Source organism: Streptococcus sp. 20925_1_69 (assembly GCF_041432365.1).
Classification (GTDB): domain Bacteria; phylum Bacillota; class Bacilli; order Lactobacillales; family Streptococcaceae; genus Streptococcus.
Genome location: NZ_JAPVZL010000004.1, coordinates 38,569 through 55,443 on the forward strand (window position 1 = coordinate 38,569; position 16,875 = coordinate 55,443).

Genomic DNA, 16,875 nt, shown 5'->3' on the forward strand with positions numbered 1-16,875 from the left:
ATGATTAACATTACTTTCCCAGATGGCGCTGTTCGTGAATTCGAATCTGGCGTTACAACTTTTGAAATTGCCCAATCTATCAGCAATTCCCTAGCTAAAAAAGCCTTGGCTGGTAAATTCAACGGCAAACTCATCGACACTACTCGTGCTATCACTGAAGATGGAAGCATCGAAATTGTGACACCTGATCACGAAGATGCCCTTCCAATCTTGCGTCACTCAGCTGCTCACTTATTCGCCCAAGCAGCTCGTCGTCTATTCCCAGACATTCACTTGGGAGTTGGTCCAGCCATCGAAGATGGTTTCTACTACGATACTGACAACACAGCTGGTCAAATCTCTAACGAAGACCTTCCTCGTATCGAAGAAGAAATGCAAAAAATTGTCAAAGAAAACTTCCCATCAATTCGTGAAGAAGTGACTAAAGACGAGGCACGTGAAATCTTCAAAAATGACCCTTACAAGTTGGAATTGATTGAAGAACACTCAGAAGACGAAGGTGGTTTGACCATCTACCGTCAGGGTGAATATGTAGACCTTTGCCGTGGCCCTCACGTCCCATCAACAGGCCGTATCCAAATCTTCCACCTTCTCCATGTAGCAGGTGCTTACTGGCGTGGAAATAGCGACAACGCTATGATGCAACGTATCTATGGTACAGCTTGGTTTGACAAGAAAGACTTGAAAAACTACCTTCAAATGCGTGAAGAAGCTAAGGAACGTGATCACCGTAAACTTGGTAAAGAGCTTGACCTCTTCATGATTTCTCAAGAGGTTGGTCAAGGACTTCCATTCTGGTTGCCAAACGGTGCGACTATCCGTCGTGAATTGGAACGCTACATTGTCGACAAGGAGTTGGCTTCTGGCTACCAACACGTCTACACTCCACCACTTGCTTCTGTTGAACTTTACAAGACTTCTGGTCACTGGGATCATTACCAAGAAGACATGTTCCCAACTATGGACATGGGTGACGGGGAAGAATTTGTCCTTCGTCCAATGAACTGTCCGCACCACATCCAAGTCTTCAAACACCATGTTCACTCATACCGTGAGTTGCCAATCCGTATCGCTGAAATCGGTATGATGCACCGTTATGAAAAATCTGGTGCCCTCACTGGTCTTCAACGTGTACGTGAAATGTCACTCAACGACGGTCACCTCTTTGTGACTCCAGAACAAATCCAAGAAGAATTCCAGCGTGCCCTTCAGTTGATTATCGATGTTTATGAAGATTTCAACTTGAATGAATACCGCTTCCGTCTCTCTCTTCGCGACCCTCAAGATACTCACAAGTACTTTGACAACGATGAGATGTGGGAAAATGCCCAAACCATGCTTCGCGCAGCCCTTGATGAAATGGGTGTGGACTACTTTGAAGCCGAAGGTGAAGCAGCTTTCTACGGTCCAAAATTGGATATCCAGGTTAAGACAGCCCTCGGTAAAGAAGAGACCCTTTCTACTATCCAACTTGACTTCTTGCTTCCAGAACGCTTCGACCTTAAATACATCGGAGCTGATGGCGAAGAGCACCGTCCAGTTATGATCCACCGTGGAGTTATCTCAACTATGGAACGCTTCACAGCTATCTTGATTGAGAACTACAAGGGTGCCTTCCCAACTTGGCTTGCACCTCACCAAGTAACCCTCATCCCAGTATCTAACGAAAAACACGTGGACTACGCTTGGGAAGTGGCTAAGAAACTCCGTGACCGCGGTGTCCGTGCAGATGTGGATGAACGCAATGAAAAAATGCAGTTCAAGATCCGTGCTTCACAAACAAGCAAGATTCCTTACCAATTGATCGTTGGGGACAAGGAAATGGAAGACGGAACTGTTAACGTTCGTCGCTATGGTCAAAAAGAAACACAAACTGTCTCAGTAGATGATTTTGTTCAAACTATCCTAGCTGATATCGCCAACAAATCACGCGTTGAGAAATAAAACAATCACAGTCTGAGAAACTTTTTTCAGTAATAAAAAGCAACAACTATTTCAGTTGTTGCTTTTTTATATTTTACTTAACCTGATTTAGTAGTAATTGGTCAAACCACCACAAATGATATTCTCATCAACAATCCTTTCTATCCACTAACTTTTGGATATAGGCTATCCTCCTAAGATTTGCTTTCATGAGTTAGATAAGGTCAATATCCTCAATCCTTGTCTGCTTCATTTTCTTTTACGAGATCTTTTTGTGAATCCTTTTCAGAGAGTTTTTGATCGATATACTTGTTAATGGTTTCATAAAATTCCTTGGTCGTATCACTGTCTAATTTTGTCGAATTATGAACTTGATTGACTTTCAATTGAACAGATTGAATACCGTAAGAGGCTTGTTTTTGGTGGAGCGTTTCTAATTCTTCTTCTGAAATCGGATCTCCAACAACCGTCAAGACCAATTCATTGCTCCTTGACTTGTAGACTTGATTAATAACCGTATGATTGGCGAACTCTTTTCCTACAAACTGTTTGATTCCTTCTTTTCGCGCTTGATCTATCGTCAGAGTGACTGCTGAATAACTAGCTGGAAGAATCAATAATACAATCAAGGATATCAACCCAATTCTCATTTTAATATTTAGCTCTTTAAATGAACTTAAGGGAGATTTTCTCATCAAAATTCTTGTTCCAACAATGTTGATTAGCATGATAAAAACACAGTTGATCAAGAAAAGATAGAGAGCTCCAAATAAAAATCGTACATTTCCATTAGCTAAACCGTAACCTGCAGTACAGATAGGTGGCATCAGAGCTGTTGCAATGGCTACTCCTGGCACGATATTGTTTGCTTCTTTTTTCCTTGAACCAATTACGCCTGCTATCCCACCAGCAATAGCAATGAGAACATCCCAAATGGTTGGAGAGGTTCGTGCAATCAATTCGCTACTTTCATAAGATAAGGGAGAAATCCAGAAATACAGAGCCGAGACAAGCAAGCTAACCAATACTTGAGTAAATAAAACCTCTAGAGATTGCTTGATTAAACGCGTATCAAAAATAGCTAAACCAAATCCGAGTCCAACAATCGGTGTCATAAGAGGGGAAATCAGCATGGCTCCAATAATGACAGCTGTTGAATTCATATTTAGGCCGATAGAGGCAATAAAAATCGCGCACATCAAAATCACTGTATCTCTTAATCGAACATGAAGATCATCATATAATTTCTCACGGTATTCACGTGTTGAATAGTTTCCAGTCATTGGTTACTCCTTTTATTTCATATAATCTTGTTTCTGCATGGATGATAGTAGAGAGACTTTTGTCCAATCTTACATATTTTCCTTCTCACCTGTTATTCTTTTGAACATTATCTTTTAAATATCCGTCAGTCCATCCTTAACATTATATCAAAAATTTTACAGTCTTTCTCTGACGAAATCTATCAATTGAATAGATAGATGAAGCAAGAAATTTTAGATTCCTTATTAGAAAAAGAAAAACCGGTATCTCCTCTGAAAGATTTGTACTCCTGATAATAAGCGTTTTATTCTTTATAATTTAGCTATTTCAAAATTACAAGTTCTCCATTCTTAATTTCCCAAACTTGGTCAAACTTACTTAATAATTCGTTTTGGCGATGTAAAGTAACAATGACGGCACTTGGTAGTTCCAGAACTCTTTCCAATTCCATTTTAAACTGATTAGTATCCAAGGCAGAGAAAGGTTCGTCTAGGATAAGCAATGGATTTTTACGATTTTTCTCACGATTTAAATACATTCGTTGTTGCTGACCACCTGACAGGGATTGTGGTGGAATTTTTTCAAAATCTTCTTCTCTGAATTTTTCATTGAAACTATTGAATAGCGTTACATTATTTTCATAACTCGAAATAAATGTATGTTCTTGTTGCAGAATCATACCGAATCTTCCCCAAAGATGGTCCAAAACAAGCCCATCTAGCACAATTTGTCCTTCAAAATCTTCATCTGTTCCATTTAAAATGTTGAGAAGACTACTTTTTCCAGACCCATTCTTACCAATAAGCGCAATTTTATCCCCTTTTTGAATCGTAGCGGAAGTAATTATCAATTTTGATTCTCCCATTTGTTTGGAAATGTTTTTCAAAGTAATCGTATCAAAAGAATGTTGAGGTGCTTGAACTGAAACGGGTCTCCCAACAATGTTTTGAAAACTCTTGATTACAGGCTTTACGGACTCTAACATTTGTAAATCATAAAGGATTTCCTGTATTGGTTCAGAAAAAGCATTAATATATCCGAAACTCGCCACCACCTCAGGAATACCGAGTTCCTGGTGAGATAGAGAGTAGGCTAAATAAATAAACAGAACAAGACTAATGAATTCAAAAGAAACACCTGTCAATAAGATGCCTGTAATTTTTGTCAAACCATACTTAAAATACTTATCCTGCAAATTCTTTAGAGAACTCTTTTGTTGATTCAAAAAATGCGACATAGTTAGTTTATTTACCAAATGATGTCCCATAAGCAAATCCTCCAAAGTTCGATAGTAATCTCCTTGTTTTTTCAAGTAAACCTGTCTACGATTAGCGGTCAACTTCCCAACGATTTTAGGAATTTGAATACTAATTCCAGTGGAAAAGATTAAAATCAGTGATACAATAGGATTAATTGTTCTGCTAATAATGAAAGCGTAAATGATGATACGTAAAATTTGTTTGATAAAACTCATCAATGGAGGAAGGTAATCCTTTTCCAACGAATCTAGGTCATTAGATTGATAGGAAATATACTCTGCTACTGTTTTCTGCTTAAAATCGTGGTGACTGAGTCCCAGAAGTGAACGAAACCACTCATTTTTCAAAGTAGTCGAAAAGATAATCCCCTGCTTCCAATCAAGTATCATTTGGATATAGTTACAACTCAAATAGCCTGCCACTGACATAGAGTAACCATATAGAGCTACTTGATAATCCCCTTTGATTAATGCCTGCGTGAAATACGGTAACAAAGCTGTGCAGATATTCGATACTACACCAAAAAGAAAATTAAAGAAGAGATACCATCTAATAGTTTTAAGATATGGTAGCATATACGATACTCCTTGCTAATGCGTTTTTTTACATATCGCAGAACAATCTCTACTATTCCCTATTTCAGATAGTGCGATACTCGGACATTGAGTGCAATAATTGTAAATCACACAAGTACTGCAGTTTTTACTATCATTCAAAATATAATTTGCTATTTTGTAAAATATAGGTCTATCCCATGTTTCTTTGATAGATGTAAAATGAATATTTCCAATACTTCTATTGAAAGTAAGCTTTTTCAGTTTTTCTAACGATTTAGGCTATTTCGTGACACACCCACAATCCGTGAAAATTCTGGTTATATCAGATTATGTGATTTTCGTAAGAATTTTATATTGTCTCCAATCATGGCAGTCTCCTTTTACTTGATAAAACTATTATAACATTTAGAAATTAAAAACTGGTTCAAAATCAATAGAATGTGTGTATTCGATACATTCAATAAATTCTTGGAAACAGTTCTACACCAGTTACACAAATCTATATACACCTATCTCATTCAAAATAAAAAGAAAGCTGCAGTTCTTTTAATCCTGTATCAACGATTCATTCTGAAATCGAATAGGAGACATTTCCCAAGTCTACAATTCACTTCATCTCAAATTAATTTTTGTAATTCACCCTTAGTTTATAGATTTTATACTCAACAAAAGTATAAAGCATACAAAACTTCACTTTGAACCAGTATTTATACTATATTCCGTATTAAAAATTCTATTATTGGTTTTGTAAAAAACAATCTTCAAATATCCTGAAATATAGCAAAAAGAGATTGGGTAAAAACTCATTGTCTCTTATCACTCAAGGACTAAGTTCACTTGAGCAAACTGAATCCGCACTATCGTTCCTTTTCCGACCTCAGACTCGATGCGAATCTGGTGCCCCAGTTCTTCAGAAATTTTCTTAGATAGATAAAGTCCAAGTCCAGATGACTGCTGGGTTAGGCGTCCATTGTAGCCTGAAAATCCACGTTCAAAGACTCGGAGGACATCACTGTTTTTTATCCCGATTCCCGTATCCTTGATACAAAGCTCTTGCCCGTCCATATAAATCTCCAGACCACCTTCCTTGGTGTACTTGAGACTGTTTGAGATAATTTGTTCAATGACCACTAGTAGCCACTTTTTATCCGTCACGATTTCTTTATCAAGGTCATGTAGATTGACATTTAGGTCTTTTTGAATAAAGAAAAGAGCGTATTTACGAATTATTTCCTTGACCAAGTCCTCAATTTGAACCTGCTTTAAGACCAAATCATCATGGAAACTTTCTAAACGCAGGTACTGCAAAACTAGATTGGTATAGGAGTCAATCTTGAAAATTTCCTGTTCTAATTGCTGCTTCAGTTGGCGATCAACCACTTCTGCAACTAAGAGTTGACTGGCTGCAATGGGGGTCTTAATCTGGTGGACCCACAAGGTATAGTAATCCAGCAAATCCGTCAGTTTTCTTTCTGAATCTGACCTCTGCTGATAGAGTTCCATCTCCCGCGCTTCTAATTTTTCAGCCAAGGCTCTTTCCAAAGGAGACTGAGCTTCCCTCTCCCCATAGAGAATTTCCTGGCGATAGACCTGCATTTCCACCAATATGTCCCAAGTGAAAAATAAGATGGTTACAAAGCAACACAAGAGGAAAAAATAGAGAAAGTAAATTCCCAAACTGGCGAATAAAAACTGAAAGAGCAAAACCAGAAACGTCAAAGAAAGCAGATAGATGAAAAGACGACTACGGGAGCGCAGATAGGCTAGAAAAAATGGTTTCCAATCAAGCATGCTTTAATCCGTACCCTATCCCTTTCTTGGTCTCGATAAATCCTATCAAGCCCTGTTCTTCCAATTTTTTACGCAAACGAGCCACATTGACAGAGAGGGTATTGTCATCAATGAAAAAGTCACTGTTCCAAAGCTCCCGCATGAGGTCATCACGCGCTACGATATTGCCCGCATGCTCAAACAACACGCGTAAAATCTGGAATTCATTCTTGGTCAAATTCAAGACTTGCCCTTGATAATGTAAATCCATGGATTTGGTATTGAGGATCACACCGGCGTATTCCAGTAAACTCTCGTCACGCCCAAACTCATAGGAACGGCGTAACAATCCCTGGACTTTGGCTAAAAGAACCTGCTGGTCAAAAGGCTTGGTCACAAAGTCATCCGCCCCCATATTGATTGCCATGACAATATCCATAGCCTGGTCTCTCGAAGACAGAAACATGATAGGCACCTTGGAAATCTTACGGATTTCCTGACACCAGTGATAGCCATTAAACAAAGGCAGTCCAATATCCATGAGGACCAAATGAGGCTCCGACTGAACAAATAGACTCAAAACTTCCATAAAGTCTTCTACCAGGACCACTTCAAAGCCCCATTCAGAGAGCATTTTCCCGACCTGTTGACGAATGACCTGATCATCTTCTACTAATAAAATCTTGTGCATGCGCTCCTCCTTTTCTATTATTATAACAGATTTTTCCATGCTCGAATGTCTGAAACTGAATTTGAAGCAGCTTGTTTTTAGCCAACAAAGCAAGACAATCCTACTAGCTAATTTGAGGGAAATTTGATAAGATAAATAAAATGAAAGGAGCTCTTATGACCAATATTTTTGACTATCTGAAAGATGTCGCACACGATTCCTTTTACGACCTTCCTTTGAATGAGTTAGACATTCTAGCCTTAACAGAAATCACCTACCTCTCCTTTGATAATCTGGTCTCCACAACTCCTCAGCGACTTTTAGACCTGGCATCTCAGGTTCCAAGAGAATCGAACATGTTGACTAATAAAAATCGACTCCAGTTGTTGGATGAATTGGCTCAACACAAACGCTTCAAGAATTGCAAACTCTCCCATTTTATCAACGACATCGACCCTGAACTGCAAAAGCAATTTGCGGCTATGACCTACCGTCTCACTCTCGATACCTATCTGATTGTCTTTCGTGGGACTGATGACAGTATCATTGGCTGGAAGGAAGATTTCCACCTGACCTATATGAAGGAAATTCCTGCTCAAAAGCACGCCCTCCGCTATTTAAAGAACTTTTTTGCCCAACACCCTAAGCAAAAGGTCATTCTGGCTGGGCATTCCAAGGGAGGAAATCTAGCCATCTATGCTGCTAGTCAAATTGAGCAAAGCTTGCAAAATCAGATCACAGCAGTTTATACCTATGATTCGCCTGGTCTCCACAAAGAACTGACACAAAGCGAGGGCTATCAAAGAATAATGGATAGAACCAAGGTCTTCATCCCACAAGGCTCCATCATCGGTATGATGCTAGAAATCCCTGCCAATCAAATCATCGTGCACAGTACTGCCTTGGGTGGTATCGCCCAGCACGATACTTTTAGCTGGCAAATTGAGAACAAACACTTTGTCCAACTGGATAAGACCAATAGTGACAGCCAACAAGTCGACACAACCTTCAAGGAGTGGGTGGCGACAGTCCCTGACGAGGAGCTTCAGCTCTACTTCGACCTCTTCTTTGGCACCATTCTTGATGCTGGCATTAGCTCCATCAATGACTTGTCTTCCTTCAAGGCTATTGAACACATTCATCATCTCTTTGTCCAAGCGCAATCCCTCACTCCAGAAGAAAGGGAAACCATGGGACGCCTTACCCAGTTATTGATTGATACCCGTTACCAAGCCTGGAAAAATAGATAGTACCTTTCAAAAATCAAATGAATACAAAACAAAAGACCTAGAATACATACTTTCATGTGCATTCTAAGTCTTTTTTAATAAAATCTAACTACCAAATAACCCCTTTATAGGCTAGCAAAATGATAGCTAATATCGGAACATAAAAGGCAAGGAAGAGCCATTTCATTTTGACACAGAGCGCTACGTACTCCCGAATAAAAGCAGATGGTATGTAGTAGCCCGCTGTCCGACAACCTAGACCATCACCTTTCATTTTTAGCTTACGAGCATAGTTACTAGTTCTAAAGACATGATAATCATTTGTTACAAAGAGAAATTGAGGTTTAGCTACCAATTTCTCGCCAAGTTCTTTAGAATACAGGAGGTTTTCGTAGGTAGTAGTTGACTTATCCTCTAGGACGATTGCTTCTCTTGGCACATCTGTTTCTTCTAGTAAATAGTTAACAATCGCCTGTGCCTCAGAAATCTTTTCGTCCGCCCCTTGTGCACCGCTGGCTATGATTTTGATATGAGGATTCTTAGACTTGTGGTAAGCTTCTACTGCCTTATCGATCCTCCGTTTCAGCAGAGGTGTTACCTTTTCTCCACCTAACAAACCTGCACCGTGAATGATAATAAAATCATAATGCTTCTTCTTAGGAATAAAGAGATACAAGATAGAGTACAACATAAAACCTGCAAATGCAAAACCAAAAATAAAGTAAGAATAAATGATAAATACAAATAGAATATTGAGCAGATGGTTATTGACAAAAAAATCACCGCTATATCCTAAGCGAAATAACATCAAGGCAAAAAATACCAAAATGACTATTCCAAGGAGCATGGAGAGATAATTGGCCTTTGAACGTCCCTCTCGCTTCAACAAAATGACCCCATTATAGATTAAAAAGATACCACTCAGAAAAAGCAAAAAAGGAAGTAAAATAAAGGGAAATATAAAAAAAGCGAAATGAATCTTCTCATACCCATTTTGATAAAAAAGGTAGCCTAGATAAAAATAACTGGAAATGAGAGATAATAAAAATAATACTGGATTCCACAAACTTCTATTATCCTTCCAAAATGACACTATAAAGGCTAATACAATTCCTATAACGAGATACATTTCTTCCTCCTTTAATAACTACATTTTATCATAATTATCTAAAGAGAAAAAGAGGGCATCTATCCCTCTTACTCCTTCATCTGACTCTCTGCATCGGCCACGACTTGTTCTAGACTAGTCTGACCAAGTTCAGCCTCCATAGCCAGCTGAATTCTCTCCAATTTTTGATCCAAAACATCATGAATATGAGCTCCAACTGGGCAATTTGGATTCGGATTGTCATGGAAACTAAAGAGTTGACCAGTCTTACCAAGACACTCAACCGCTTGATAAACATCTAATAGACTGATGTCTTTGAGATCCTTAACAATCTCTGTTCCCCCTGTTCCACGCGCTACTGAAATCAGCCCTGCCTTCTTCAACTGGGACAAGGTTTTTCTGATAATAACAGGATTGACCCCAACACTAGCAGCCAGAAAATCACTGGTCACCTTGCTTTCCTTTCCCTCGAGGGCGATAATTATCAGCATATGAGTCGCAATGGTAAATCTACTTGGAATTTGCATCCTCTTCTCCTTTTTACGAGGCTAGCCTGCCTCTACTCTTCTTTTTCTATTATTATACCCTTTTAAGTTGTAATGTCAATCGTTACCACTTTTCAACCAGACATCTAACTCCCTATCATATCCCTCTTTCTGGGCCAATTCTCTCAGAAATTCCTGATGATGAGTATGGTGGATACCATTGACCAGACTTTCATAGTAAACCTCAAAATAGGGAAGTTTGAGGTCTTTAGCCAACTGCAATTCAGCTGCTACATCGTAATCTACCCGTCGGAAGTCCATATCTACCAAGCCCTTGTCATCAAACTCTAAAATCATATACTGGGCCCGCAAATCCTTCCGCAACTGGGCATCTAGAAAGAAAGGTTGCCCAATCGAACCTGGATTGACAATTAATTGCCCACCAGTCCCGTAACGAAGCAACTGCTGGTGAATATGACCATAAACAGCAATATCACAAGGCGGATTGGTCACCAAGCGGTCAAAATCCTCTTGCGCTCCAGTATGAATCAACTCTCTCCCCCAGTTCTTATCAGGCAGATGATGGCTAATTCCTACCGTCAAATCACCAAACTGACGATGAATCTGGAGTGGTTGATTGTGGAGCAGTTCAATTTCTTCTAGGGAAATTTCCTCTAAAACATACTGACACTGGCGCAAGAGATAGCGTTGACTGGGACGAGTACTATCCAATTCCTTACGGACACCATACCAAAGACTGTCTTCCCAGTTTCCCAAAACTCTAGCCGTAATCGGTAGTTGAGCCAACAAGTCCAAAATCCTTCTACGTCCTGTCCCTGGCATGAGAATATCTCCCAAAAGCCAGTATTCATCCACTCCTAGCTGCCGAGCATCTGCCAAAACAGCCTCCAAGGCGGTGGTATTTCCATGAATATCTGAAAGAAGAGCTATTTTCGTCATATCCATCTCCTCGTTTTTTCTCTTGCAATAAGTATAACATAAAAAGTCACAGCTAGAGAAATCTAGCTTTTTTTGATATACTAGATAGAGATATTAGACAAGAGGAAACGAATGACCCCGAATAAAGAAGATTATCTAAAATGTATTTATGAAATTGGCATAGATTTGCATAAGATTACCAACAAGGAAATTGCAGCTCGTATGCAAGTCTCTCCCCCTGCCGTAACTGAAATGATTAAACGGATGAAGAGTGAAAATCTCATCCTCAAGGACAAGGAATGTGGCTATCTACTGACTGACCTTGGACTTAAACTGGTCTCTGAACTCTACCGTAAACACCGCTTGATTGAAGTTTTTCTAGTTCATCATTTAGACTATACGAGTGACCAGATTCACGAGGAAGCTGAGGTATTGGAACATACTGTCTCTGACCTGTTCGTGGAAAGACTGGATAAACTGCTAGGTTTCCCAAAAACCTGCCCCCACGGAGGAACCATTCCTGTCAAGGGAGAACTCCTAGTTGAAATCAATAACCTACCACTAGCTGATATCAAGGAAGCTGGCGCCTATCGCCTGACTCGGGTGCATGATAGTTTTGACATTCTCCATTATCTGGACAAGCACTCACTTCGCATCGGTGATCCGCTCCAAGTCAAGCAGTTTGATGGCTTCAGCAATACCTTCACTATCCTTAGTAACGACGAGGATTTACAAGTAAGTATGGACATTGCACAACAACTCTATGTCGAAAAAATCGACTAATTTCTCAAGTACCATACCAACCCTGAAAGTTTTATTTTCAGGGTTTTATTTCTATCATTTGATTTTGCTTTTATTTAGTTGTAGAATGTTTGTAAAAAACAAGAAAGATAGTTTAAACTATGAAAAAATCACTAAAAATTTTTGCGACATCCAAATGGTTTGACCTCTTCGGGGTTGCTTTGGTCGTTGGGATTGCGATTGCATCTGGTTACCTCAACTCCCGTCTCGACAAATTCGTAGACTGGGGACCATGGACAGCTCTTGTTCCCTTTGGATTGATTTCCGTAACCAACGTTGGGATTTCCATGTTGTCCACTCGTTTCACGGGAAAATTAAGCAAATGGGGAAATTACTTTGGTATTGTCAATACCATTTTGTCTGGCACCATTGATTATATCCTTGGAAATAAGGCGGCTATTATCACCTATCCCGTCACCTTCCTCATTTATAGCTTTGCTATTAAGAAATGGGAAGCTTCGCAAGAAGGCAGACCCAACCAAATGAGCCAAAAACAGCTAAAATTGGCGGCCATCATCATTTCCATCATCGCCTTCCTCTTTGCCTTTGCGACCAACTATATCGGCTATGGAGGAAAGATGAATCTCCTTGCCTACGTGACAACTATTGCCTTTGCACTATCCCTCATTGCCAATGCTTTGAACGCATTGAAACTAACAACTCAGTGGGGTTTTTGGTTGATTTACAATTTCGTTCAGCTGACAAAGGCTGGCATTCAAGGAAACTTTGCCAATATCGGAAAATACATCTTTTATATCCTCAATGCAATCGGAGCTTTATTTGTATGGAATGATGAAGAAGTAAAATAATAGAAGGAAACTCAAATAAAGAAATCTAATAGAATCTCCTTACTAAAATTTTTTATCATTTTACTTGTAACTCCCATTCTTTTGGAGTAGAATGAAGCTAGATAAAAGAGGGAGGTCTTGTCATGAAAAAACTCTATAGAATCCATTTTACAGCAATTGCAGTTATCGATTTGCTACTATTCGCATTTTTCAGCAAAAGACCCGATACATCTTGGGGTGGCTCTTGCTATCTGGTTTTATTTTCCTCCTTACTCAAGGACTCCTGTTATTTCGCTTGGTTGTCCGACTCAAACATCAATTCGCTGAGATTTATCCTCAAATCAATAAAAAGATTCGCTTCTACTATTTAGGGGTTTTCTCCATTGATTTTCTATTTTTTGTGCTCTTAGCCTTCGTTAGTTCTCAGCGATTTTCCGCTCTTATGCCATTCATCACTGCTTGTCATTCTACTTTATATTATATGACGGCTGACTACCTAAGAGAAAACTATCCAGACTTTTACGACAAACATATCTCTTTGTGGGAGTGTCTCTAGGGAAAAGGAGGTTTTAGCATGAAAAAAATTATCTACATCAAAACCATTCAACTTCTTGTCATTGATGGAATCATGCTGGCATTTTTGACATTTAAAGAGGGGCTTACTTGGGATTGGATTTTGATTTACAGTGGTTGGCTCATTTTCTTTCATCCTGTGCTATTGACCTATCTGTCCAACCAGCTTTGTGACTACTTTAGTCAACTCTATTCCCAGATTAGACCTAGATTCTGGCGTTTTTCCTTGCAGATTCTCCTATGGGATAGCCTGATCATTCTCTCCTTGATATGTTTGAGTGGTGTGCCACTTTTCCTTCAGGGAACTCTCCTCATCCTAGGACACATCATCCCTTCCTATCGCACTTGCCAAAGCCTGAAACAAGATTTCCCCAAGGCCTATCACGAACCCATTTCATTTTGGAGTATTTTATGATAGATAAGAAAAACCAAGCCGGCTGGGCTTGGTCTTTCTTATCTATTTTTAGTATCAAGGATAATGGTGACTGGTCCGTCATTGACCAACTCAACCTGCATATCCGCTCCAAAGATGCCTGTCTGAACGGGCACTTCTTGCGCTAATTTTTGATTGAATGCATCATAGAAGTCTGATGCCATATCAGGCTTGGCTGCACCTGTAAAGGCTGGACGATTGCCTTTCTTAGTATCCGCAAAGAGGGTAAACTGAGAAATAGAGAGGATTTCTCCTTCAATATCTTTGACAGACAGGTTCATCTTGCCTTCTGCGTCTGAAAAAATCCGCATATTGACAAGCTTTCTCACGGCATAGTCCAAATCTTCCTCTTGGTCCTCTGGTCCAACACCAACCAGCAATAAGAGTCCCTGATTGATTTTTCCCTGAACCTGACCTTCAATGCTCACTTGGGCTTTTGTAACCCGTTGGATAATGATTTTCATAATAGCCTTTCTAGTAAGAGCTAGGACAATTAACCGTTGGTCCGTTTGACAGAGTAAACTTCTGGCACACTCTTAATCTTGTCCACGACCGTAGTCAGCGTCGAGAGGTTAGCAATGCCGAAGGACACATGGATATTAGCAAATTTCATATCCTTGGTTGGTTGGGCGTTGACCGTTGAGATATTCTTGGTTGTGTTTGATAGAACTTGCAGTACATCGTTCAACAGTCCTGTACGGTTGAGGCCGTAAATATCGATATGGGCCATATACTCCTTATTTGAGCTAGAGTACTGGTCTTCCCACTCCACATCAAGGAGACGTTGCTCGTAGTTTTCTTGGGCACGCAGATTCATACAGTCCACACGGTGAATAGCCACACCACGCCCCTTGGTAATGTAACCGACAATATCGTCTCCAGGCACGGGATTACAACACTTGGCAATCCGCACAAGGAGTCCAGAAGCACCTTCAATGACTACACCACCCTCATGCTTGACCTTGAGGGTTTCTTTATTTTCAACTTTGACTTCGCCACCTTTGACAAGCTCCTCTGCCTCAGCCTTGGCCTTGGCACGTTCTTCCTCACGGCGTTCCTTTTCAGTCAGGCGATTAAAGACAGTAATAGCACCGATTTCGCCAAAACCAATGGCCGCAAAGAGAGATTCTTCTGTTTTATAGCTAGTCTTTTGCAGAACTTGGTCCATGTGGCGCTTGTCCATGAATTTATTGGCCACATAGCCATTTTCTTGGAACTGGGCCATCAGCATCTCACGGCCCTTGTTGACAGATAATTCCTTATCTTGGTTTTTAAAGAACTGACGAATCTTGTTGCGCGCCTTGCTGGTCTTGACCATGTTGAGCCAGTCACGGCTCGGCCCAAAGGAGTTGGGGTTGGTGACAATTTCAACCTGATCCCCTGTCTTGAGCTTGGTTGTCAGCGGAACCATACGACCATTGACCTTAGCACCAGTTGCTTTTTCTCCGACTTTTGTATGGATTTCATAGGCAAAGTCAATCGGTCCTGAATCTTTTGGAAGGGAACGAACAGCTCCATCTGGAGTAAAGACGTAAATCTCCTCAGCCAGGTAGTTTTCCTTAACAGAGTCCACAAATTCCTTAGCATCATCAGCCTGATCTTGGAGCTCCATCATCTCCTTGATCCAGTTCATCCCAATAGCAGACTCCTTGCTGTTGACCTGCCCCTTAACGCCTTTCTTATAAGCCCAGTGAGCCGCAACCCCGTACTCAGCCACCTCGTGCATGGCTTTAGTTCGAATCTGGAATTCAATCGGACCTTTTGGTCCATAAACAGTCGTATGGATAGACTGGTAACCATTGGCCTTGCGATTAGCGATATAGTCTTTAAAGCGACCAGGCATGGGTTTCCAAAGTTCATGCACATAACCCAACATGGCATAAACATCACTTTGGGTATCTAAAATACAGCGAATAGCAATCAGGTCATAGATTTCCTCAAACCGTTTTCTCTTATCCTGCATTTTGCGGAAAATAGAGTAAATATGCTTGGGACGACCATAAATCTTCCCTCTCAAGTGATGATCCGTCGTATATTCCTCTAATTTTGTGACTACCTCATCCACCAAGGCTTCACGCTCTCTGCGCTTTTCCTTCATCATATGGGTAATCTTATAAAACTCCGTTGGATTTAGATAACGGAAAGACAGGTCTTCCAATTCCCATTTAACGCTAGAAATCCCCAGACGGTGAGCAAGAGGTGCATAGATCTCCATAGTTTCTTTGGAAATACGCTCCTGCTTGTCTTTTCGAAGATGTTTCAGGGTCCGCATATTATGCAAGCGGTCAGACAGTTTGACCAAGATAACACGGATGTCCTCAGACATGGCCATGAGCATCTTGCGGTGGTTTTCAGCCAACTGCTCTTCGTGAGACTTGTACTTGACCTTACCGAGCTTGGTAACTCCATCGACAATCACGCGCACATCAGGTCCAAACTCTCTTTCCAAATCGTCCAAGGTCGCATCAGTATCTTCCACCACATCATGCAAGAAACCACAAGCTACCGTTACAGCATCCAGCTTGAGTTTGGCTAAAATACCTGCCACTTGGATAGGATGAATGATATAAGGTTCGCCTGATTTGCGATATTGACCACTATGGCATTCCACCGCATAGACCAAGGCCTTATGGACAAAATGGACATCCTCTTCCGTTAAATATTCTTTGGTTAAAGCGACAACTTCTTCGCCTGTTAAATTCACTTCTTTCGGCATCTCTACTCTCCAATTCTTCCTACCATTTTATCACTTTTTTAAGAATATGAAAACTAGATTGGAACAGAATAAGAAAAAAATAATTCAGAATTGCTTGATAATTCTGAATTATTGGTCTATAATATATTACGAAGTTAGATTTTAAACTTAGGTGATAGAAGGAGAGATAGAAGAACGGAAACCATATTGTAACCGAAAGACTTTCTGACTTCCCCAATTCCATTGAATATACGAAAGATAAACGGTGGAACTCGTGTCACATACACTGGTACCTTGACTGGATTTTGGAATTAAAATCCTCAAGATACTTTCTTTTATCCTTTAGTTTATAAGGAGAACACCTATGAAAAAAACTGCTATT

15 protein-coding genes and 1 pseudogene are annotated in these 16,875 nt (G+C 40.2%); 7 read left to right on the forward strand and 9 right to left on the reverse strand.

What is annotated here, in order from left to right; genetic code table 11:
• Entirely contained in the window at positions 1-1,944 is a 1,944-nt protein-coding gene (gene thrS, locus O3601_RS03695; RefSeq protein WP_371471205.1) for a threonine--tRNA ligase, read from the forward strand.
• 212 nt (positions 1,945-2,156) lie between these two features.
• Here the strand turns inward: thrS and O3601_RS03700 are convergent, their stop codons facing one another.
• The 4 genes from O3601_RS03700 to O3601_RS03715 form a co-directional block, all read right to left on the reverse strand.
• A complete protein-coding gene (locus O3601_RS03700; protein ID WP_261010321.1) occupies positions 2,157-3,206 on the reverse strand; it encodes a DUF389 domain-containing protein in 1,050 nt (349 codons plus the stop codon).
• A gap of 302 nt (positions 3,207-3,508) precedes the next feature.
• A complete protein-coding gene (locus O3601_RS03705) occupies positions 3,509-5,020 on the reverse strand; it encodes an ATP-binding cassette domain-containing protein (protein WP_371471207.1) in 1,512 nt (503 codons plus the stop codon).
• 798 nt (positions 5,021-5,818) lie between these two features.
• Positions 5,819-6,793, reverse strand: coding sequence for a sensor histidine kinase (locus tag O3601_RS03710; RefSeq protein ID WP_371471209.1), 975 nt, complete (start codon positions 6,791-6,793; stop codon positions 5,819-5,821).
• Positions 6,786-7,463 (reverse strand): response regulator transcription factor, encoded by a 678-nt coding sequence (locus O3601_RS03715; RefSeq protein ID WP_000548990.1) that lies wholly within the window; start codon positions 7,461-7,463, stop codon positions 6,786-6,788. The genes O3601_RS03710 and O3601_RS03715 overlap by 8 nt, the downstream gene beginning before the upstream one ends.
• Positions 7,464-7,618: 155 nt before the next feature.
• On the opposite strand from O3601_RS03715, the gene O3601_RS03720 reads away from it, so the two are divergent.
• Positions 7,619-8,692: a DUF2974 domain-containing protein gene (locus O3601_RS03720; protein WP_371471211.1), complete on the forward strand. Its 1,074-nt coding sequence runs from the start codon at positions 7,619-7,621 to the stop codon at positions 8,690-8,692.
• A gap of 88 nt (positions 8,693-8,780) precedes the next feature.
• On the opposite strand, the gene O3601_RS03725 is transcribed toward O3601_RS03720, so the two are convergent.
• The 3 genes from O3601_RS03725 to O3601_RS03735 all read right to left on the reverse strand — a co-directional run bounded on the left by O3601_RS03725 (position 8,781) and on the right by O3601_RS03735 (position 11,224).
• Positions 8,781-9,800: a YdcF family protein gene (locus tag O3601_RS03725; RefSeq protein WP_371471212.1), complete on the reverse strand. Its 1,020-nt coding sequence runs from the start codon at positions 9,798-9,800 to the stop codon at positions 8,781-8,783.
• Positions 9,801-9,868: 68 nt separating this feature from the next.
• Positions 9,869-10,306: an Rrf2 family transcriptional regulator gene (locus tag O3601_RS03730; RefSeq protein WP_371471214.1), complete on the reverse strand. Its 438-nt coding sequence runs from the start codon at positions 10,304-10,306 to the stop codon at positions 9,869-9,871.
• 75 nt (positions 10,307-10,381) lie between these two features.
• Positions 10,382-11,224, reverse strand: a complete 843-nt coding sequence (locus O3601_RS03735; RefSeq protein ID WP_371471215.1) for a metallophosphoesterase — start codon at positions 11,222-11,224, stop codon at positions 10,382-10,384.
• A gap of 111 nt (positions 11,225-11,335) precedes the next feature.
• On the opposite strand from O3601_RS03735, the gene O3601_RS03740 reads away from it, so the two are divergent.
• The 5 genes and pseudogenes from O3601_RS03740 (at position 11,336) to O3601_RS03760 (ending at position 13,780) form a co-directional block, all read left to right on the forward strand.
• Positions 11,336-11,986: a metal-dependent transcriptional regulator gene (locus tag O3601_RS03740; protein ID WP_371471216.1), complete on the forward strand. Its 651-nt coding sequence runs from the start codon at positions 11,336-11,338 to the stop codon at positions 11,984-11,986.
• Complete coding sequence (locus O3601_RS03745) at positions 11,967-12,149, forward strand: hypothetical protein (RefSeq protein WP_371471218.1); 183 nt, start codon at positions 11,967-11,969, stop codon at positions 12,147-12,149. The genes O3601_RS03740 and O3601_RS03745 overlap by 20 nt, the downstream gene beginning before the upstream one ends.
• Positions 12,106-12,813, forward strand: coding sequence for a nicotinamide mononucleotide transporter (locus tag O3601_RS03750; protein WP_371471219.1), 708 nt, complete (start codon positions 12,106-12,108; stop codon positions 12,811-12,813). The genes O3601_RS03745 and O3601_RS03750 overlap by 44 nt, the downstream gene beginning before the upstream one ends.
• Before the next feature lie 122 nt (positions 12,814-12,935).
• Positions 12,936-13,348 (forward strand): annotated as a pseudogene (locus O3601_RS03755) (hypothetical protein).
• Positions 13,349-13,366: 18 nt separating this feature from the next.
• Entirely contained in the window at positions 13,367-13,780 is a 414-nt protein-coding gene (locus tag O3601_RS03760) for a hypothetical protein (protein ID WP_371471220.1), read from the forward strand.
• A 38-nt stretch (positions 13,781-13,818) separates the two neighbouring features.
• On the opposite strand, the gene dtd is transcribed toward O3601_RS03760, so the two are convergent.
• Together dtd and O3601_RS03770 are read right to left on the reverse strand one after the other, a co-directional pair.
• Positions 13,819-14,262 carry a D-aminoacyl-tRNA deacylase gene (gene dtd, locus O3601_RS03765; protein ID WP_004255596.1) on the reverse strand — a complete coding sequence of 148 codons (444 nt, stop codon included), beginning with the start codon at positions 14,260-14,262 and terminating at the stop codon, positions 13,819-13,821.
• Positions 14,263-14,291: 29 nt separating this feature from the next.
• A complete protein-coding gene (locus O3601_RS03770) occupies positions 14,292-16,514 on the reverse strand; it encodes a bifunctional (p)ppGpp synthetase/guanosine-3',5'-bis(diphosphate) 3'-pyrophosphohydrolase (RefSeq protein ID WP_261033504.1) in 2,223 nt (740 codons plus the stop codon).
• Positions 16,515-16,875 lie beyond the last annotated feature (361 nt).